The 18232-nt window shown below is 56.1% G+C and carries 17 protein-coding genes; 7 read left to right on the forward strand and 10 right to left on the reverse strand.

What is annotated here, in order from left to right:
• Positions 1–35: 35 nt before the first annotated feature.
• Together HGP12_RS12185 and HGP12_RS12190 are read left to right on the forward strand one after the other, a co-directional pair.
• Positions 36–1445, forward strand: a complete 1410-nt coding sequence (locus tag HGP12_RS12185; protein WP_205926440.1) for a hypothetical protein — start codon at positions 36–38, stop codon at positions 1443–1445.
• A gap of 126 nt (positions 1446–1571) precedes the next feature.
• Entirely contained in the window at positions 1572–2078 is a 507-nt protein-coding gene (locus HGP12_RS12190; protein ID WP_168878886.1) for a GNAT family N-acetyltransferase, read from the forward strand.
• Between the two features lie 174 nt (positions 2079–2252).
• Here the strand turns inward: HGP12_RS12190 and HGP12_RS12195 are convergent, their stop codons facing one another.
• Entirely contained in the window at positions 2253–2777 is a 525-nt protein-coding gene (locus tag HGP12_RS12195) for a hypothetical protein (RefSeq protein WP_246703341.1), read from the reverse strand.
• Between the two features lie 212 nt (positions 2778–2989).
• On the opposite strand from HGP12_RS12195, the gene HGP12_RS12200 reads away from it, so the two are divergent.
• Both HGP12_RS12200 and HGP12_RS12205 read left to right on the forward strand, forming a co-directional pair.
• The gene (locus HGP12_RS12200; protein ID WP_168878887.1) at positions 2990–3208 is read left to right on the forward strand and encodes a hypothetical protein; all 219 of its coding nucleotides are present in this window, start codon (positions 2990–2992) and stop codon (positions 3206–3208) included.
• Between the two features lie 133 nt (positions 3209–3341).
• On the forward strand, positions 3342–3545 hold the full coding sequence (locus HGP12_RS12205; protein WP_168878888.1) for a cold-shock protein: 204 nt from the start codon (positions 3342–3344) through the stop codon (positions 3543–3545).
• Positions 3546–3835: 290 nt separating this feature from the next.
• Here HGP12_RS12205 and HGP12_RS12210 read toward each other — a convergent pair whose 3' ends face one another.
• From HGP12_RS12210 to HGP12_RS12240, 7 genes are all read right to left on the reverse strand, one after another.
• Positions 3836–8347: a molybdopterin cofactor-binding domain-containing protein gene (locus HGP12_RS12210; RefSeq protein WP_168878889.1), complete on the reverse strand. Its 4512-nt coding sequence runs from the start codon at positions 8345–8347 to the stop codon at positions 3836–3838.
• 159 nt (positions 8348–8506) lie between these two features.
• Entirely contained in the window at positions 8507–9112 is a 606-nt protein-coding gene (locus HGP12_RS12215; protein WP_168878890.1) for a nucleoside deaminase, read from the reverse strand.
• A gap of 14 nt (positions 9113–9126) precedes the next feature.
• Entirely contained in the window at positions 9127–10125 is a 999-nt protein-coding gene (locus tag HGP12_RS12220; protein WP_168844133.1) for a nucleoside hydrolase, read from the reverse strand.
• Between the two features lie 5 nt (positions 10126–10130).
• Positions 10131–10922 carry a nucleoside phosphorylase gene (locus tag HGP12_RS12225; RefSeq protein ID WP_246703342.1) on the reverse strand — a complete coding sequence of 264 codons (792 nt, stop codon included), beginning with the start codon at positions 10920–10922 and terminating at the stop codon, positions 10131–10133.
• Positions 10923–10986: 64 nt separating this feature from the next.
• On the reverse strand, positions 10987–11961 hold the full coding sequence (locus tag HGP12_RS12230) for an ABC transporter substrate-binding protein (RefSeq protein ID WP_168878891.1): 975 nt from the start codon (positions 11959–11961) through the stop codon (positions 10987–10989).
• Between the two features lie 30 nt (positions 11962–11991).
• Positions 11992–12804 carry an ABC transporter permease gene (locus HGP12_RS12235; protein ID WP_168844112.1) on the reverse strand — a complete coding sequence of 271 codons (813 nt, stop codon included), beginning with the start codon at positions 12802–12804 and terminating at the stop codon, positions 11992–11994.
• Positions 12794–13528, reverse strand: a complete 735-nt coding sequence (locus tag HGP12_RS12240) for an ABC transporter ATP-binding protein (protein ID WP_246703343.1) — start codon at positions 13526–13528, stop codon at positions 12794–12796. Before HGP12_RS12240 ends, HGP12_RS12235 begins: the two co-directional genes overlap by 11 nt.
• Before the next feature lie 277 nt (positions 13529–13805).
• Between HGP12_RS12240 and HGP12_RS12245 the strand changes: the two genes are divergently transcribed.
• Positions 13806–14744 carry a LysR family transcriptional regulator gene (locus HGP12_RS12245; protein ID WP_168844114.1) on the forward strand — a complete coding sequence of 313 codons (939 nt, stop codon included), beginning with the start codon at positions 13806–13808 and terminating at the stop codon, positions 14742–14744.
• Between the two features lie 499 nt (positions 14745–15243).
• Here the strand turns inward: HGP12_RS12245 and HGP12_RS12250 are convergent, their stop codons facing one another.
• Positions 15244–15489, reverse strand: coding sequence for a helix-turn-helix domain-containing protein (locus HGP12_RS12250; RefSeq protein WP_168879124.1), 246 nt, complete (start codon positions 15487–15489; stop codon positions 15244–15246).
• Between the two features lie 122 nt (positions 15490–15611).
• On the opposite strand from HGP12_RS12250, the gene HGP12_RS12255 reads away from it, so the two are divergent.
• A complete protein-coding gene (locus HGP12_RS12255) occupies positions 15612–16190 on the forward strand; it encodes a hypothetical protein (RefSeq protein WP_168878893.1) in 579 nt (192 codons plus the stop codon).
• A gap of 63 nt (positions 16191–16253) precedes the next feature.
• Here HGP12_RS12255 and HGP12_RS12260 read toward each other — a convergent pair whose 3' ends face one another.
• Positions 16254–16505, reverse strand: a complete 252-nt coding sequence (locus HGP12_RS12260; RefSeq protein WP_246703344.1) for a helix-turn-helix transcriptional regulator — start codon at positions 16503–16505, stop codon at positions 16254–16256.
• Between the two features lie 132 nt (positions 16506–16637).
• On the opposite strand from HGP12_RS12260, the gene HGP12_RS12265 reads away from it, so the two are divergent.
• A complete protein-coding gene (locus HGP12_RS12265; protein ID WP_168878894.1) occupies positions 16638–18230 on the forward strand; it encodes an ABC transporter substrate-binding protein in 1593 nt (530 codons plus the stop codon).
• Positions 18231–18232 lie beyond the last annotated feature (2 nt).

The following is an 18232-nucleotide window of genomic DNA, read 5'->3' on the forward strand; positions in this document are numbered from 1 at the left end:
AAAAATCAGGGCTGGCGGAATAGGAGTGCCGACAAATGGGCGGGGAGCAGTCGAGTGCGGATTGCGGTATTAGCACCGCTGCGCAGGTCAGAGAGACCTTGTCTTATCTTATGCCCGGCCTCGAGCCATTCTGGGCGCTCCCACTCAAAGACTATGCAAGGGCCGCTTATCATATCGAAAGTGCCCGCGGCGGATGTTCGCATCGCGATGAGGCGATGGCCCGGTTTAAGAAGCTCGTTAAGCGCACGGCGTTGAGGTCAGGAGCCGATCGGGAAAGTGCGGAAAATGCGAGCCGACAAATAGCCGCTTCACCGGTTATCCAAACTGGACCTCATTGCCATTTGCTGATCGAGCCGGATGCTTTCTATACGCATCTGTTCAGCATCCTAGGTCTGAGCGCATATGCGTGCCGGTGGCATGTCTGCTACAGCGCCTCGACCGTGAAATTCGTGGAAAGTGCAAAAAAGGGCCCTGGATGGCTTCGGTTGGACGGACATCCGGTAAACGTCTTTGGCCTTTCTCGAAGCCAAATGGATCCTTACAGTATCTGCGGCTTCCACGGGCCTTATCGATTTCTTCTGTCGGATCAAAAGGGTGCTGGACCCGCCAATGCCGCGGCGGCCCGGCTCAAGGCTATTCTACCCGACGCGGAGTTTCCTTCGGCCGCCGAGGCGATCAAAGCTGCAAATCAGTTCCTGTGGCAAAGGGCGTTTCCGCCCTCCATTCGGCTGCTGCAATTTGATGACATCGATGTTGCCGATCTCGTCGCGGAACATTTCGAGGACGCGGCGTCGTGGCTTTCAACCCGCCTCACTGGCGATGGCCTGTTTGCGGAACGATTGTTACAGACGTTGGACCAGCTCAATGCCGGGCCGTGGGCGGGATGGATTCGGCAAACCACTGATTTCTTCTGGGGTTTGGCGGACGGTCGGATATTTCCCCTGCGGCTAAAAAATGGCGTTCTTACAAGTCGGTCTTCGCCGGGTTTCAATGTGAGGTTCGATCCCCAGACCCTCGCAGCCTCACTGCGTCAACGCCAATTGGTGCCAAATCTCCTCATTGCGTTTCTGGTCATATCAATCCTGCCGGGTATTCGTGTTCTCGGCGGCTGCCGTCAGGTGGTCTATTATCCGCTCATGCGTTACCTTATTGCCACCGCGCTCGAACGCTCAGACGATCACGATCTCTTCGATGTGCTGTCCGCCGATGTGCGGCCCAGCGTATGGGGACATCGCGTTTTGCGGCCCGATGAGGGTTATCCCTTTTTGGAATTCGAGCGAAGTGGCGATATGTCGGACTTGGCCGCCCGATATGGATGTTGCTCGTTAAACAAGGCATCCGGTAATCTCGAAAGCTTTACCGGCGATCCCATTTGGGCGGGGTTGTCCGCGCAAATCAGGGCCAGGGCAATTCACTCTGCTTCCCCCGAGTGGCGGTGGGCCTAATCCCCGCGGGTCTCGGTGTGCTTGCTGACGAGGCAGTTCGGAGACGATAGCCTGCCGACATATGGCAAGCGCGGATTGAGTTCAACGCGTTCGCCGCGACCTAAAAGCGTTTTGTTGGAGGCTGCTATGAGTGCAGATGGAGTATGGATCAGGCAAATTTCCTCTGATGAGATTGATATATTCCGACGCATTCGCCTGGAGGCTCTTCGCACCGAGCCGTCGTCCTTTGCCAGCCGATTTGAGGGTTGGGCTGTTTTGTCCGACGACGAGTGGCGCCGACGGCTGAACGATCCCGTGTTCATCGCGTTCAGCGGGGACGAGCCTATCGGCATGATGGGATTATTGCGTCAACGTCCAGCAAAGATGGCCCATCGGGCCACACTTGTCATGGTTTATCTTCGTGAGAGTTTTCGTCGAACAGGTCTTGCCGGAGATCTCCTCAGCGCGGTCGTCGACTTTGCAAAGGAGACTGACATCTTGCAGCTGGAGCTGGCGGTCAGCGCTGAAAACCCACAGGCAATAGGGTTTTATCTTCGGGAAGGTTTCTCCGAAGTCGGGATAATTCCCGGCGGGCTGTTGGACGGCGACAGGGAGATAGGGGAAATCCTCATGGTGCGGCGACTGGTGGGATGAGACCGTGGCGCAGTCCAGACGGGGGACGCTGTCACAACAGAGCCGCTTTGCAACCTCGCTGGGGCGCTAACTAAAGCGGCACGAACGAACTAGTTCGATAGTTCAAAGCGCCGAAAAGACAAAGCCCGCGCGAAGCGGGCTGAGTTTTGGGTTGGTGATGGTTCAAGCTTTGGCTTAATTGTTCGCCTTGGACTTGCCTGCTCTCGGGCCGGGCTTTGCGCGCGGCGCTTTGGCGGGAGATTTGGCCGAAACAGACTTGGTTGCGCTGGACTGCGCCTTTGCTGCATTCAACACTGCTGCGCGACGGGCGCGGTTATTCTCGAGCGCTATCTGGAATCCGACATCATGCTCAGCATGCTGCAGGAGATCATCGAGAAACTCGGCGACTTCCTTCGCGCTATCGACGACGACGTAGCTCAGCCCGTCCCCTGCGCTTATCGCGTCACGGCCAATGCTCACACCAAACCCGCCCGGAACCCGCTGAAACCAGGTCGAACGCCATTTCTTGAAGCCAGCGGTGTCGCGCTCATACTCTTCGAGATAGTCCTTCTGCTGGGCAACCCTCAACCGAAAGGCTTCGAGGGCATTGCGCGTCCCAGCCTTGGGCTTCTCAGCCTTTTTTGCGGACCATTTCTCAATAAAACTTGTCATAAACACATACTCCATCGGTTCGAGATGCTTAGTCGAATAGGCCGGCATCCTCAACGGACATCTTCTAATCCATCGTGCATTGCAATAACAGATCTCGGATTTTGAATTGCATAGTTGATTTTGCAGATTGATTAATCTTTCTGAACGATCGAACCGGTGCTGCTTCTTAAAAATTCAACTGAAGCGGTTGTTCGTGGGCGCTTCCGCCATATCTTCTCGGTTACTGCGAACATCCGTCATCGCGGAGGAGGAGCTGCTTCATGCCAGATAAAGGATTGTTGATTGGTTTTGCCGAACGGTCGAAGCGGCAGTGTCGCGAGCAACTCCGACAAGAGATCGGCACAGCAGTGGATGAGCTTCTCCATGCCGGATGCGAACCTGAAGTGATAGCAGAAGCCCTGCTGGAACTCGCAGATGACTATATGGACACGGTGATCAATGGCAGCGCTATGCAGGTTCCGCCAAGACGGACGCATTGATGGCTCGTCGACGTGATTTCAGCTTGGCGCAATAAGCGTTAGTAAGCCAGATTATAGACCCAGATTGCCGACAATGTGAGTTCGTCGCGTCGCATCATCATAGCTCTCATGAATGTGATCGAAAGGAACGACCATGCCTGAAGGCACCATCAAATTCTTCAACGACGAAAAGGGCTTCGGCTTCATCGCCCCAGATGATGGCGGAAAGGATGTCTTCGTCCACGTCTCGGAGTTGCGAAGTGGCGGCTCCCTCGCGAAGAATACCAAAGTCTCCTATGATCTCGGCCAGGATCGCAGAACCAAAAATCCGAAGGCGGAAAACGTCCGTGTCGTCTAGGTCTGCGGCCGTTGCCGAGGCTCAAAATGCGAGCCAGCCGTCGAGCCCATCCATTCGGGCGGCTTAACTAAACCTCCGGTAGATGGCAGAGTGCCTTCTGCCAGATTGGATGCCACCCCCGATCCGGCTCATGCAGTGTCCGACGGCGCTGCGCCCCCAATCAAAGTGTCGTCGGACACTACCTCATGGCGATGGCTCGTCACGTGGGCTGGTTGATCCAGCCGACGAAGGCCAGCATTGCGTTGCCGCATGTGGCCAACGGCACAAATGTTCCGCCGGCCGGGGTGCTGTTAGCTTGCCAGTTCGCTCCACACGACTTCGCAGGCGTTTCGGACCTCCTGCACTGTGGCCGGTGCGCGCAGATTAAAGAGTGCGCTATGATTCCGTTCCAACCGCGATGTCCTGATTGCATCTTTGATCGCGAAGAACACCGAATTTGCCAACACCAGGGGAGGCTCTCCTACTTCCTTGGCGGAAAAAACGCCCTGGTCATCTGGTGGGATCTCCACCACGGATGGATCGTTTCGCGGGAAAAGAGAGACGTTGAACTCGAGCGGCACCGTGACATGGGCGGGTATTTTATACCGCCAGGTGTTGGTCGTATTCAAATGCCCTTTTTCATTCGGGCCAGCGTCATCTTGTTGGGTAACGAGGTTTTCGGTTAAAAGAAAGCCGATCCCCTGAACGAAAGCGCCCTCCACTTGTCCGACATCCAGTGCGGGGTTTAGGCTCCAGCCAACGTCATAGACGAGGTCCGAGCGCAGGATCGTCGTCTCGCCCGTGAGGATGTCTACCTCAACAACGGAGCTGGCAGCAGAGTAGGTAAACCCGACGAATTGGTTTTGCACGTCGGTGACGGTGGAAACGTCGGGAGCTCTTGTAATCCCCGGGATATCTTGCTGCTCGTCCGGCTGCTTGAACCGTAACACCGGCATATCGAAGTCGCCGTGCTCGATATTGGCGTTAAACGTGGCGGTCAGCGGCAGCCGGTTCGCATATGCCAAGTTAACAACGTTCTGCCAGATCAATTTGGTTCCTTGCACCGTCGTCACCAGCGTATTCCACCCGTCCAGCCCATAATTCCAGAAATCGACACCGTTGTCCCGGCACCAGTCGTTCCCGTTATCTTTGAGCAGTTGATAGCCAAATTCATGCAGCTGCTGCCTCAATTGCTCGCATGTGCGTTTGACGGCCTCCGCGCTGTAAGGTGTGCCAGTCGACGCGCCGCTGCTGCTCGTATTAGGGGTCGTGTCTGTCTGAGGCGACTCCACATGAACGAGCGTCTGCGGAATATTCAGCACATAGGCCGCAACCTGCCTTACCTGCGTGAGTAGTCCTTGCCCCATGTCGACGCCACCCTGGTGAACGACAACCGAACCGTCCGCCTGGTTAACGACAACAATAGCTGAAGACTGCTTCAGTTGCTCGAAATTGTATCCGGATCCATATTTGACCGGGATTAGCGCGATGCCGCGTTTGCGCCATTTGTTTTGCGCATTGAAGGTTTGAACTTTCGCAAGCTGGTCATCGAAGTTGGCTTTTTGCTTCAGATACCGCCAGACCTCCACCATATAGCATGCCGTCAGGGTCTGGCCGTAAGGCGTTACATCACCACGCTGATAGAAATTCTTTTCGCGCAAATCCTCCGGGCGCATATTCAAGGCCGCGGCGGCATCGTCGATTAGATTTTCCACGATATTAGTGGCTTGGATATCGCCAAAAGCGCGCATCGCGGTATTGGGAGAGGTGTTCGTTCTGCACACGTCGATCTGGCTGAGGAAATTGTCGATCATATATGCATTGTCGATGCGGGTTTGGATGCAGTTCGTGACGATAAACGAACAGTCGTAAAATGCACCGCCATCGGCCCACATCGTTAGTTGCATTCCTTTTATTACACCCTTGTCTCTCGCCAAACCCGATCCATCGTCCACAGCGATTTCTCCAACACCATAAAGTGCGTGGCGCTTGCCGATCATGGCTGTGTCTTCGTCGCGAGGCATCGCGAGCCGAACCGGCGCATCCACGACCGCTGCGGCTACCGCAGTCGGTCCTGTGGTAAAGCGAGCCTGCTCGGTTTTGCCTCCGAACGCCCCACCCAGCAACCGGGTCTGGATTTTCACCTTATTGTATTGTTTCCCGAGAGCCGACGAGACTGTCTGGTGCATCTCCATTGGGCTTTGGGTGGAGGAGTTGACCACGATACGACCTTCATCCGCCGGGATGGCAAGGCAGGCCTGCGTTTCCATATAAAAATGAGCTTGGCCACCGGTTTTCTGATTATTGACAACGTGAAGGCACTTCGCCCCATCAATGGTTTTCGTGTCGGTCGTGGGAGCGGCATCAAAATCGGACGGAGCAACCGGAGCCCCCGCCCAGTCCATGCGGCTCCGGAGCCGCCTGATTTGCCAGATATGGCAGAGATAGGGGACCGCCTCGGGCGTGTCGGGGAAGATGCTCCCCTTCTGAATTGCGTCCTCCAGAGTCAGGATGGGGTTTTGCCAGCTTGGGTCCCAGGTTCCATCCCAGACGATCGGCGTATAAGCCAGACAGTTGGCCGAGACGAAGTCCGCGATCAGGTTTGCGTCCTGTTCGGTGTCGGCAAGGATCAGCGCGATTGCTTGGCCGGAATACAGAACTTTGTCGACAGCAAACAATGGCTGGTCGCCGCCCATGCCTTGAAAATTGGCTAACTGAACGGGAACATCGAGGGATGTTATCAGGCGTCGGAATCCCGGATAGGCTGAAGCCAAATTGTTGTTCAGTTCATCAGCGCTTACCGTTGCACTTGCCCATTGGAACGTGAACTGTGCCAAAGCTCTGCGGCTTTGTACGAAAGCAGCGTGGAAGGTACCTTGAGGATATGCCAGTTCATGCGTGTAGTGTGTTCGGCCTGAACATTGTTCCAGGGCCGTTGCTTTGATGTAAGGCTGACCCACCGGAGCTTTGTAATCCTCCGCAGCGTAATCTTGACGCCCGCCGCTGACTGGCCATGCCCCCCAGGTATGCTTCGCCGCGGAAATGATGTTTTCGGGAACCGTTACGCCCACGTTTGGCATCAAAGCGATACCTGCTTTGAAGAACATGCCGGCTATCAGTTGCGCCTTATATTCGATAGTGAAACCCTCATCTGTCGTATCGGCCATCCTCACATGCGCAGCCTGTTGAAGAGCAGTTTTGGCGGCATCAAATAGATTCGAACATACGCTCGAAAGAACTGTCAGATTGAGCCCCGATGTTCCGCTGAAGGGGCTGAAGATGTTGAAATCTGCAGGCCAAATCGAACCGGTGACGCCCCCGAAGCAGGCCCTTACGGTCATCGTGAGTGACTCGTCCCACCGAAAAGTAATGCCGGAATTGACGATGGAATGAGAATTGACTTCCCTGAGCGCAACTTTCTGAGCAATCTGAAAGTATTTTTGTCCCCCATAATATGAATTTAGGGGAAAGGTTACGGCTGCTATAATCAGCACGTCAGGAGTGATACTTCCATCCGCGATACTGGAGAACAGATCTACTGTTTTATATTTTTGTGATATGAACTGTCCAGTGTCTCCCATGTATAAATAGACGACTATATTGGTGTCCTCGCTCTGAGAGAGAGCAGTTGCCAAATCCGAAGGAAATGGATCCCCGCTGGCCACGTGATGCAGATAAAGCATCAAGTTGCCCCCTACGGTCGCCACGTTCCGGACGATTCGACCGGCTGTACGTTTCAGCATGTAGCAGATGGGGTCCCAGAGTGTCGCGCCTAGGTCTCCCTCGGCGCTATAAATGCCTTCGATATAATCAATCGCCTGGGTGTATGTCGCTCCTGCAGGCACAATCACTTTGGAGTAATCGCCGGATACATTTCCGTTCAACTCGGCGACTCCGGCCAGGTCGATGAAGGCGTCTACTTCTGCGAACTCAGCTTTATAGATGCCGAACGACGTACCACCGTGAATGAAGCGGACGCGCTTCTTCTGGTCCCGGGTCAGACTGTTGTAGATGTTTTGTAGGTCGCTGATGCTTGCAGGTGCAAACCACTCTAAATCCGTATTGTCCATCCACAGAGGCGGTTGGGGGGTGGGAGACTGCGGGACCGGTATGGTCACCGTCTTAGGAACATTGACGGGCGGATTGTCCTGGAAACATTTCATGCGGTTTTGTTCATCGCCCGCGTCCCAATCGCTTGCCCATGTTTCCATTGCTGTGAGGATCGGTCTGTAACCGGTACATCTGCACAGATTTCCATCGAAGATCCCCTCGATCTCCTTTTTCGTAGCGTGCGGTTTGTTGGTAATGAATTCGGACATGTTCATCACGAAGCCGACACTGCAATAGCCGCATTGACTGCCGTTGTTCGTCGCCAGAGAATAGGCGACGGGATTGACGTTCGATCCATCCGGTGAAACATCAGCGCCCCCTGTGTTCACGTTTCCAAGAAGGTTCAGAGGCAACGGAGCATCGAACGGCGGTGCAAAGCGGGAGGCTGTGGGATGATGCGCAGGATAAGCCGCAACCTCCGTGGGCAATCCACCTGTTCCCTCGATCGTCGTGATCGCCATTCCGTTCAGTGAACACAGCCTGCGGAGGCAGGAATTGATGGCGCGATGCCTGACACCGCCACCGGTTGGCCAGTCGGACAGAATGACCGTGCATCCGCCGCAGCCGCCTTGCCCGCAGGGCTTCTTGGTCCCGGTCAACCGCACCTCAGGCGACCGCAGGTAGTCGACGAGCAGCATCGAAGGGGATGGATCATCAATCACGACCAGGGCACCGTTCAGATAGAATTGCAACGTGGAATTCGAGTCCGGCATTTTCCTACCTCTTGGCTATTTGGGATAATTGAAGGCCATTCCGATCGCAGCTTTGCATTTTCCTTAGGCCGTATGGCGTCTGCTCCGTCTGTTGTTCGGCGACCAACGTGCAGGTTGGCGAGCCAATCTGCCCCGCTGCTGAAAAAACGCCTCCGGCCCTCAGTTCAGCGGTATGGTGTTTTGATGCTTGTCCTGCTGGTAAAGCGTCGACAGGTAAGCGTATTCTTCTGCTATTGCCGCGGCGCGGTCTTCAAAATGCGAACGAACCGCTTTGTCTGAAACAGCAATCATGTCGCGAACGAACCGGCTCTGCCAAAACGCGTTCTTGCGTCGGTATCTTCCAGGATCGAGACCAAAGACCTCCTTCAGAATCTTGAGGTCATGCGGAATGGCAAAAGCGTCGCGAGAATCTTCGTGGGTGAAGAACGAATAGAAGTTGTCAAATCCCGCCCAGGTGATTGCCGAAAGACACATTGGGCAAGGCTCGTGCGTGGACAGGAAGATCAGATCCTTGGCCAAGGGCCTTCCCACTTCCGGCTGCTCGAAAAACCGTTTGAGAGCATGAACCTCGCCATGCCAGAGCGGATTTTCCGTCTCGTTATTCGTCTCTGCCAGAACGACGGAGAGGTCGCTCTTTTTCAGCAAGGCAGCGCCGAAGATCTTGTTACCCTGCGCCACGCCCTGCCGCGTCATCGGCAGGATGTGGTGTTCCAACGTGGTCAAAAGGGCGTTCAAAAGCTGATTGTCGTTTCCTGTGACATCCATCTCCCGCACTGCCCTCAGGATGCCAGAAGGGCTGGGATATGGGTCCCAAGCAACATGCCGAGCACGCGACTGGCGTCCACGCCGATAGCGACATTCTGGTCGGGAGCCAGGTCCCATTCACCAGGCGGATAGGGCGTTTCCCAATCGCGCTGAATCGTCTGTCCGATCGCGACCCCTTCCGTTGCCACGCGGATTGGACCTGAGCGCACCTGGAATAGCGACGGATCGGCCACATAGACGGCTGCGGTCGCATCGTGAACGTAGTATCCGTCGATTCCGAACTGAGCGTGAAATGAGCGGTATCCTCTGGATGTCTCTACGATGAAGCGCCCTATCTCGCCACCGTGGGCAGCTAGACGATCAAGTTCCGCTGGTCCCATGACAACCTGCCGCGTGACATCGAGGCCGATTGCGGTGACTGGCCAGGCGGCTGTGAACACCTCGTCAGCTGCTAGGGGATCTCCGATCATGTTTGCCTCGGCTACCGGCGTCACGTTGCCATTGTGCCCCGAAAGCGAAAAGGCTCCGCCCATGACGACGACGCTCCTGACGAGGGAGGCGATGTCGGGCGCCTCCCGCAGGGCAAGAGCAAGGTTCGTCATCCGTCCGACCGCCAAAAGCGTAACTTCACCCGGATTAGCCCGCACTGTGTCGATGATGAATCTGTGCGCCGCGCGCTGATCTAGGTCCGGGAGGCCGGATTGGTCCAGAAGAATGTCTCCAATCCCATTCTGGCCATGGATATGAGCCGGAGGCAAACTGATCTCGCCTGCAAGCGAGGCGCCGGCGCCGCGCACGACCGGCGCGGAAATGGCGAAGCGCTTCTTCAGATAAAGCGCGTTACGCGTTACGGTGTCGATGTCGGCATTGCCGAAAACGGTGGTAATGCCAACCAACGTCACCCATGGATAGGCATGGAGAAACAGAAGCGCCGCCGCATCATCAACGCCGGGATCCGTGTCGAAGATGACCTTCAGTGGCCTGTTTCGGATAGGGTTTTCCGCGCTCCACATCGTCGTCATGCTTTCGTCAGGAGCGTCGGAAAGAAGTGCTTTTTGCCCGTTTCGGCTTTTTTTGCGTCCCAGCCGGCGAGAATGACTACCGCGCGGCTCGCGACAGCACAGCATCGCTTGATCGAATCAGAAGAATCTTCGCGCTTGCGTGTGATTCGATTCGCGCCAACGGAGCAAATCATCCCGCCGCGAAACCCGAACAATTGCGCCAGCGTAAATATGGTCGCGGCTTCCATCTCGAAATTGGCCACCTTTGCCTTCGACAGGTCATCGATGACATGATCCATCCTCGACTGCCGGAAGCCGCCCGGCATGGGATTGACTTCGCCAGCATAAAAACTGTCGACGCTGGCAGCGAGGCCTACATGGTAGCGTTCGCCCATATCTTCGGCCGCCTGGATAAGCGCCATTAACACTTCATGATCAGCGACCGCCGGATAGGACTTGTCGATATAGGCGTCTACGGTGCCTGAAAGGCGCAGAGCGCCGGTCGAGATTACTAGATCGCCCGGTTCGATCTCTGGCTGAAGAGCTGCGCAGGAACCGACCCGGATAAAAGTGTCGGCACCGCAATTCGAGAGTTCCACAACGGCGATATCCGTCGAAGGGCCGCCGACACCATGGGAGCAGGCCGTGATGTCGACCCCATCGAGCTTGCCACGCGCCGTGCGGTACTCACGAAAATAAGCCACTTCCTCGTAGGAATCCCACGAACTTCCAACGACGGGCACGCGGCCGGGGTCGCCGGGAGTCAGGACATAGCGAGAAACATCGCCTGGCTTGATCTTCAGATGCATCTGCAAGCCGCCGGGATGAATGGGCGTGTGTTGGATCGTCATGGTTTCGTCCTCAGGTGCAGTATTATTTCGCGGGTATGAATTCGATCGAGTATGTCTTCGAGGCGTCGACATCGGTTTTCAGATCGCCGAATTCCCGAAGCGTTTTCTCGGTCTCTCCGATCACTGCGCCGTCGAAGGCGCATGCACCCTTGGCGCGTGAGAAATCGGTGTAGACAAAGCTCTCCTGCAGTTCGATCTGCTTGGTTTGTTGCACTGGATCGAGCTGATTGTTAAGGCCGACGATGGTCTTCACGGCCTCGTCCTTGTGCGCGTAGGCATAGTCATAGCCCTTCTGAGTCGCCGCGACGAAGCGCTTGACCAAATCCGGATTGCTGTCGACGGTCTTGCGGGCCGCAAAGATCACCTCCGCATAGGTGCTGATGCCAAAATCCGAGGGCAGCAGTGACGATGTCTTGTGTCCCTGCAGGTCGAGAGCCACCGCTTCGTTGATGACGAAGTCGGTCCTGGCGTCGACGGAGCCGTTGACCAAGAGCTGGTCGCTCGGCGACACTACGAGCTTAATCTTATCGAGTGACACGCCCGCCTTGGCGAGCATCGCTTTGGTCAATGTCCATGGACCGCCTTCCGTATAGGCGAGCGTCTTGCCGATCAGGTCGGCGGGTTTCTTGATGCCGCTTTTCTCCATCGAGACCACACCGGCCGGATGGCGCTGGAAGCATGCTGCAACCATGACGAGATCCATGCCGTTAGCGTCCCCCAACAGGATCTGCCCGACATCGTTGGTTCCGAACGTATTTGCGCCTGAGGCCACCAGAGCCGTCGAATTCAGGTTGGGGCCACCTGGCATGATGTCGACGTCCAGCCCGGCGTCAGCGTAGAAGCCTTTTTCGCGCGCCATCACATAGCCGGCAGACTGCACATTGAGGAGCCATGGCAATCGAAGCGAGACCTTGTCAGCCGCAAAAACCGGCGCCGAAAGAGCAACGATGGCAGTCAGCGTCAGGGCAGCGGAAAGGGCTCTTGCACGTAATTTCATTGCAAAGTCTCCGAACAGGTTGGAAATGGTTCATGCGTCCATGCTGGCTTCGGGCCAGAACAGACCGATTTTTTCGATGATGATCACGAGATAGAACATCAGGATGGTTGCGACGGATGATGCTGCGATCGCCGCAAAGAGCATTGCGGCGTCCTGCTGGTAGCCGGCTGTGACGATGACCGTCCCGATCCCGAAATTGGCGCCGGTAAATTCCGCCACGATGGCACCGATGACAGCCGTGCTGGAACTCACTTTGGCTGCGGCAAAGATATAAGGCAGGGCAGCGTAAAACCGAGCATGACGAAAGGTTTGCGCCTTGGTCGCGCCAATGACCGAAAGAAACTCCAGGCTCTGCCGATCGACAGTGCGCAGTCCCTTTACTGTGTTGACCAGGGTCGGGAAAAAGCAGGCAATCGCCGCGATCGCCACTTTGGGCGACAGACCGAAGCCGAGCCAGATGGTCAGAAGCGGAGCGATGGCAAGGATGGGTATCGCCTTCAAGGTAATCGCCCACGGGAACAATGCCCGTTCGGCCGCTCTCGAATAAAGGAAGAGCACGGCCAGCGAGACGGCGAAAGCCGTGCCGATGATAAAGCCGAGAACTGCGGCCGCCATCGTCCAAGCGAGGTTTTGTGCAAGCATGTCATGCGCTTCCCAGATTTTGACACCGATGGCGCTTGGGGCGGGAAGCAGATAGCTCGGAACAGAGAAGGTCTTCACCGCGGCTTCCCAGATGATCCCGATCACAACAAACAGGCCGATGGCCGGCGCCAGATCGACGAGCCGGGAAACGAAGCGGGCGATGGTGACCTGTGCGGATGGCACGGCGAGATCATTCCTCATGGATCAATGCCTCCAGTTCCTGAATCTGGCGCACATAATCGGGACTAGCGCGGAGCGCTGGATTGCTCACACGTGGGGTGAGAACGGGAACGATCGATTTTACCCGACCGGGACGCGGCGCCATGACGATGATCTGATCCGAGAGATACAGCGCCTCACTGAGCGAATGAGTGACGAAAACCACAGTCAGGCCGCGTGCGTTCCAGATGCGGATCAATTCGTCATGCATCTCGCGCCGCGTAAAATCGTCGAGCGCCCCAAAGGGCTCGTCCATCAAAAGAATGTCCGGTTCATAGGATAGAGCGCGCGCGATCGAGACGCGCTGTCGCATGCCGCCGGAAAGCTGGGCCGGATAGTGATCGGCAAAGGCGTCCAGATGAACGAGATTGAGAAGATCGAGAACTTTCTCTTTCCGCTCAGCCGGAGAACCGGCACCAAGGATCGCCAGAGGAAGCTCGACATTCTGAAACACCGTCTTCCAGGCGAAAAGGCTGGCGTCCTGGAACACAAAACCGAATTTCTTGCGACGCTGGTATTCCACCGAGGAAAGGCCGTGAACACGCACCTCGCCTTTTGTCGGCGGAAGGAGATTGCTGATAATCCGAAGCAAGGTCGACTTGCCGCAGCCGCTGCGGCCGATGATCGATACGAAGCGGTTCTCGGGGATCGACAAGTTGACGTCGACCAGTGCGTCGACGGCTGCTCGTTTTCCTGGAAAAGACATTGAAACGTCTCTGATCTCAATCGCAGCCTGAGCCGGTGGCGCGTCCGGTACCGCCTGTTCAATTGAGGGAACGACCTCCTTTATCGGTTTGATCAGCATTGCGATCCCCTATGGTCCGATTGCCCTTGAGCGATCAACCGCTCTTTCTCCGGCATCGCTGAATGCGCTTTGTCGGCCTTCTCTTCAGCAATATCGATGATATGACCGCTAATCGGTCTTGCACCAGCAGATTTATTGGCGCTAGCTGCTCGAATAATTCGCTCACTAGGAGGTTGGTATGGCACTTCTGAAGACCTCGCTTATTCATTTCGATGCCGCGATCCGGCATGGCTCGATCCGAAAAGCGGCTGAAAGCTTGAACGTCGCATCGTCAGCCATGAACCGGCAGCTTCTTCAACTCGAACAGGAGATCGGTGCTGAACTGTTCGAACGGCTGCCGCGTGGAATTCGGCCGACGGCTGCGGGCGGTGTTCTTCTGAGCTATATTCGTCGCTGGAGCAGAGAGGCGGTGCTGGTTAAGCAAGAGATTGGCAGCCTTAGTGGTGGCGTGCGCGGAACGATCCGCATCGCTGCAGCCGAAACCTTCACGGAGGACCTATTGCCGAACGCAATGATGCGGCTGCAGGCGACTTTTCCGCATGTGAACTATACCCTGATGTCAGGGGACAACCAGCGCATTACAAACGAGCTTCTGGCAAAAGAAGCGGACCTCGTACTCGCTTATGACGTCAGCGATCATGTCCGTGCTGAAAGAGCGCATTCGGTAACCGATCCGATCGGCATTGTCACAGCTCCAGACCATCCCTTGTCGCGAAAGGACGTTGTAACGCGGGCCGATATCGCCGAGTGGGCGCTCATTGCGCCGGGTGACGACTGGCTTCGACATAGCGGTCTGAAGCAGATTTTCGAGGGAGAACAGACTCCTGGCCGCATTGTTGCGCGCGCCGAACGTCCCGGCATTCTTAAAGCTCTCGTTCGTTCCGGCCTGGGTATCGCTTTCCTCTCGTTGCTCGGCGTGGAGAAAGAGGTCTCGGAAGGTAAGCTTGCGTGGATACCGCTTGCGCCTGGCATCATGGAGCCGGCGCGGATTTCGCTCCTCGTACCGCGTGGCCGAGTGCAACCCGTTTACATGATGGAATTTATCGAGATCGTGAAAGGTGAATTGGGTGAGTACACACGTGCCAATCGTCAGAATTTAAGTGCGTTGCAAACATGAGGTCTTCGCAGAGCGACCATCCAAAAAGAAGAGCAGCCGACCAGCCGTTTATGCCCATTGTGTCGCGCTTGTCAGCATCTAGTGCGAAGGAGCGAACGTAGGACGAAAATTGCCAGAGACCTGCTAAACGTGGTCTCAAAGACGCGAGACGCATTCGACTTCCTGAAATGGAGCTTGCTGTCAGCGCCGAGAATTCCGCGGAATTGTACTTCTATCTCGAAGTGCGGGGCTAGGGGTGGGCTTAATCCGTATACCCAGCAGCGGCTTGATCAGATTCAGAATCAAGGGGTCATTCTTCGAAGCTTCCCGGATTGCCGGTCGCAAGGTCTGTGCCAATGAATGCCATTCGCTTGGGGCGCGTTTGGACATACCTGCCCCAAATCCGAAATCAGCAATGGTTTGATGAGAAACGGTCGCAGCCTTCGCAAGCTTTGCTTTGGCTCCAGCCCAGAATAGCCGGCGTCGCGGCGTTGGTCCATTGCAGGGAGGCCACTGGTGGTTATTCTGGCTTCTTAAATCGCACGCCGACCCCGCCGCCGTTGCGTTCGATAAACTCGATGCCCGCCTCTTCTAACGTTATCCTAATCAGCTTTAGGTTTGCCGCTGTAATTGAGGGCGGGCCGTCTTCAGCTTCCGCGCGACGCACGGTCATTACACCGATGCCAACGGATTTTGCGAGTTCTTCCGCAGTCCATCGAAGGAGCGCTCTTGCCGCTCGAATTTGAGCCCCGGTTATTCCGCTCATTCTTTTCAATTTCTCATTGTAAACTACGAGACCATATGGTATAAAAAGCATCAAACAGCTTCACCCGATGCTCGAACATCGGATGAAGCCTGACCACAACCAAGCTTATGGGAGCTCGGATCATGGCTGATTCCGACAATAGCAGAACTTTGCCTCCGGTCACCCGGGGAGACTTCCATTCCTTCGTAGTGGCGTCTTTACCCACATATCCGGAGCTTTCCGACTCGATAAGCACATCGCCGGACGACTGCGATGACGATCCCGCGTTCCGAATCTGGCGTGAATGGTGCGTCGCACGGCAACAGCTGATCGAATCGTGCGTGCGACAGCAGCGGCTCGAAACCCAACTCTTTTCGATGGTTGGCTCACCGCTGGACGCACCCGAAGCCTGGGAAGCTGCCGACAAGGAGATTGGATATAGCGAGGCCTTAGAGGAGGAGGGGCGTGCGCTAGACGTGGAAAATGGAGTCGCCCCGACCTTATGGGACGCGCCGGCGTCTTCGGTCGCTGGCGCTATCGCCAAACTCCATGCCGTGGTCAACAAATGGCAGCCATCCGCTACCAGTGATGAATATCCCTGGCCGCAAATCCGATCTGTCATGGCCGACCTATTGAGAATTGACGCGGAGATGTCCCGTCGTGGAAACAGACCTTATCAGATTTCCGCCTCCGAAACCCGGAGGGAATTTCAAGATGGTTAGCATGGGCATCCAAGCAAGACGTCGTCCATTCGGCCTGCCGTCTGATGGAGCGACGGCGCTCGATTATTTGTCCCCATCGATCTTGAAGAAGTCCGTCACTTCAAGTTCGAGCGCGGTCGCGAGCTTTTCCAGCATCTCAACGGTAGGGTTGTACTTTTCACGCTCGATCATGCCGACATAGGTGCGGTGGACATCCGCTAGGAAACCCAGCTGCTCTTGAGATAACTTGCGGCTATTTCGCGCCTTCCGCAGATTTCGCGCGACAATTTCTCGGGTTTTCATACCCGTAGTGATTGCGCCTTGTAGTGTATTCATCTACAGAGTATACTCTACAAAACATAGGCGGCCTTGTCGTCGAGGCTGTCGCTCCAGCGAGTAATTCGCAGCGGAATCCGTTCCGGCGTGGCGACGCCGCGGCGCCAAAAACTCAAAAAAGGGAACTGCTTAATGAAACTTGGGAATCTATTTCGTCTGCTTTTGCTATCGATGTCGCTGATCTCACTTACATGCTGGCCCGTTCTGCCGGGGTCTGCACAAGCGCAGGAGCTACGGATCGCAACGTCGTACAAGTTGATGACGCTCGATCCGCATTATGCAAATCTCAACGAAAATACCTCGCTTCTCTCCCACATCTATGAGCGGCTCGTTTATCAGGACGAGCACCTTGACCTGAAGCCTAGCCTTGCCGTCTCCTGGCGCGCGACGTCCGACACGCAATGGGAATTCAAGCTCAGAGGAAATGTCCGCTTTCACGATGGCTCGCCTTTCACCGCGGACGACGTCGTCTATACAATCGAGCGCATACGGGATTTTGTGAAATCGCCAAGCGGTGGATTTCGCTCCTATCTGACGGGGATCAAAGCGGTCTCGGCGCCTGATCCTCTCACCGTCGTCATCGATACGAGCGGCAATATCCCCAATCTGCCACTGTCGTTCTCCTCGATCTTCGTGATGCACCGGCCGGGGCAGGGGTTCCAGACGACAGACGAGCTCAACGCCGGTCGGCCTCCCATTGGGACTGGTCCTTACAGGTTCGAGAGCTGGAGTTCCGGCGAGATGCTGAAGCTCACGAGGAACGAGGATTATTGGGGCGCAAAGCCGGCGTGGAAAGAGGTTACGTTCCGGGTGATCGAAAGTCCCGCGGCTCGTGTGGCGGCATTGACCACCGGGGACGTCGATGTCGCCGATGCCATTCCGGCCCGAGACGTGGCGTCCCTGAAGCAGCGCGGCGCCAGGATCGCCAGCATCAGTGCGGCGCGGATCAATTTCCTCCAGTTCGACGTGGAAAGAGAGACGCTTCCCGGCGTGACAAACAAAGCGGGCGAACCGATACCTAATCCCTTCAAAGATGTCTTGGTGCGACGTGCGCTTGCGATGGCAACGGATCGCGGAATTCTCGTCGACAAAATCCTCGCCGGCTACGGCACCGCTGCGGCTCAGGTTTTTCCAAGCGGCCTGCCAGGCACTTCGGCCAATCTGAAGCCCGAGGGTCCGCATTATGATGAAGCGAAAGCACTTCTCGCAAAGGCTGGCTTTCCGGACGGCTTCAACCTTGTGCTTGCGGGACCTACCGGCCGCTACCCTGGCGACGGCGAGAGCCTCCAGGCGATCGCGCAAAGCTGGGCCCGCATTGGCGTAGCCGTCCAACCCGCCGCCTTCCCGTTCACCGTTTTCAATACAAAGCGCGCAGCGGGCGACTATGCCGTCTGGTACGGCGGCACCTCCGGCGAGGCGGTCGACATCATTCTCGATGCCCTGCTAGCCTCGCCAATTCCCGACCGTGGAACCGGAGCCTTGAATTTCGGGCACTATCGAAACCACGCTTTTGACGAGATGCTCGCAAAGGCAGAAAGCGTTCAAAATGGCCCGGAGCGGAACAAGGCACTTGCCGACGCAACAGATTTCGTGATGGCGGACCAGCCGATCATACCCCTCTATCACTTTCATCACATCGTTGGTTACGGCCCCCGGGTTGCCTCTTATGTAATGCACCCCCGCGGCTGGACCACCGCGATGCAGACACTTCCCGCGACGGAGTAAGC

Source organism: Rhizobium sp. P28RR-XV, assembly GCF_012641385.1.
GTDB lineage: Bacteria > Pseudomonadota > Alphaproteobacteria > Rhizobiales > Rhizobiaceae > Rhizobium.

Excerpts from the sequence above, each read along its gene's own strand:
- HGP12_RS12250 (WP_168879124.1), bottom strand. The coding sequence starts at position 15,489 with ATGAGCGGAATAACCGGGGCTCAAATTCGAGCGGCAAGAGCGCTCCTT.
- HGP12_RS12240 (WP_246703343.1), bottom strand. The coding sequence starts at position 13,528 with ATGTCTTTTCCAGGAAAACGAGCAGCCGTCGACGCACTGGTCGACGTC.
- HGP12_RS12255 (WP_168878893.1), top strand. The coding sequence starts at position 15,612 with ATGGCTGATTCCGACAATAGCAGAACTTTGCCTCCGGTCACCCGGGGA.
- HGP12_RS12185 (WP_205926440.1), top strand. The coding sequence starts at position 36 with ATGGGCGGGGAGCAGTCGAGTGCGGATTGCGGTATTAGCACCGCTGCG.
- HGP12_RS12260 (WP_246703344.1), bottom strand. The coding sequence starts at position 16,505 with ATGAATACACTACAAGGCGCAATCACTACGGGTATGAAAACCCGAGAA.
- HGP12_RS12215 (WP_168878890.1), bottom strand. The coding sequence starts at position 9,112 with ATGGATGTCACAGGAAACGACAATCAGCTTTTGAACGCCCTTTTGACC.
- HGP12_RS12245 (WP_168844114.1), top strand. The coding sequence starts at position 13,806 with ATGGCACTTCTGAAGACCTCGCTTATTCATTTCGATGCCGCGATCCGG.
- HGP12_RS12235 (WP_168844112.1), bottom strand. The coding sequence starts at position 12,804 with ATGAGGAATGATCTCGCCGTGCCATCCGCACAGGTCACCATCGCCCGC.
- HGP12_RS12225 (WP_246703342.1), bottom strand. The coding sequence starts at position 10,922 with ATGCATCTGAAGATCAAGCCAGGCGATGTTTCTCGCTATGTCCTGACT.
- HGP12_RS12205 (WP_168878888.1), top strand. The coding sequence starts at position 3,342 with ATGCCTGAAGGCACCATCAAATTCTTCAACGACGAAAAGGGCTTCGGC.
- HGP12_RS12200 (WP_168878887.1), top strand. The coding sequence starts at position 2,990 with ATGCCAGATAAAGGATTGTTGATTGGTTTTGCCGAACGGTCGAAGCGG.
- HGP12_RS12220 (WP_168844133.1), bottom strand. The coding sequence starts at position 10,125 with ATGTGGAGCGCGGAAAACCCTATCCGAAACAGGCCACTGAAGGTCATC.
- HGP12_RS12195 (WP_246703341.1), bottom strand. The coding sequence starts at position 2,777 with ATGCCGGCCTATTCGACTAAGCATCTCGAACCGATGGAGTATGTGTTT.
- HGP12_RS12190 (WP_168878886.1), top strand. The coding sequence starts at position 1,572 with ATGAGTGCAGATGGAGTATGGATCAGGCAAATTTCCTCTGATGAGATT.
- HGP12_RS12265 (WP_168878894.1), top strand. The coding sequence starts at position 16,638 with ATGAAACTTGGGAATCTATTTCGTCTGCTTTTGCTATCGATGTCGCTG.
- HGP12_RS12210 (WP_168878889.1), bottom strand. The coding sequence starts at position 8,347 with ATGCCGGACTCGAATTCCACGTTGCAATTCTATCTGAACGGTGCCCTG.
- HGP12_RS12230 (WP_168878891.1), bottom strand. The coding sequence starts at position 11,961 with ATGAAATTACGTGCAAGAGCCCTTTCCGCTGCCCTGACGCTGACTGCC.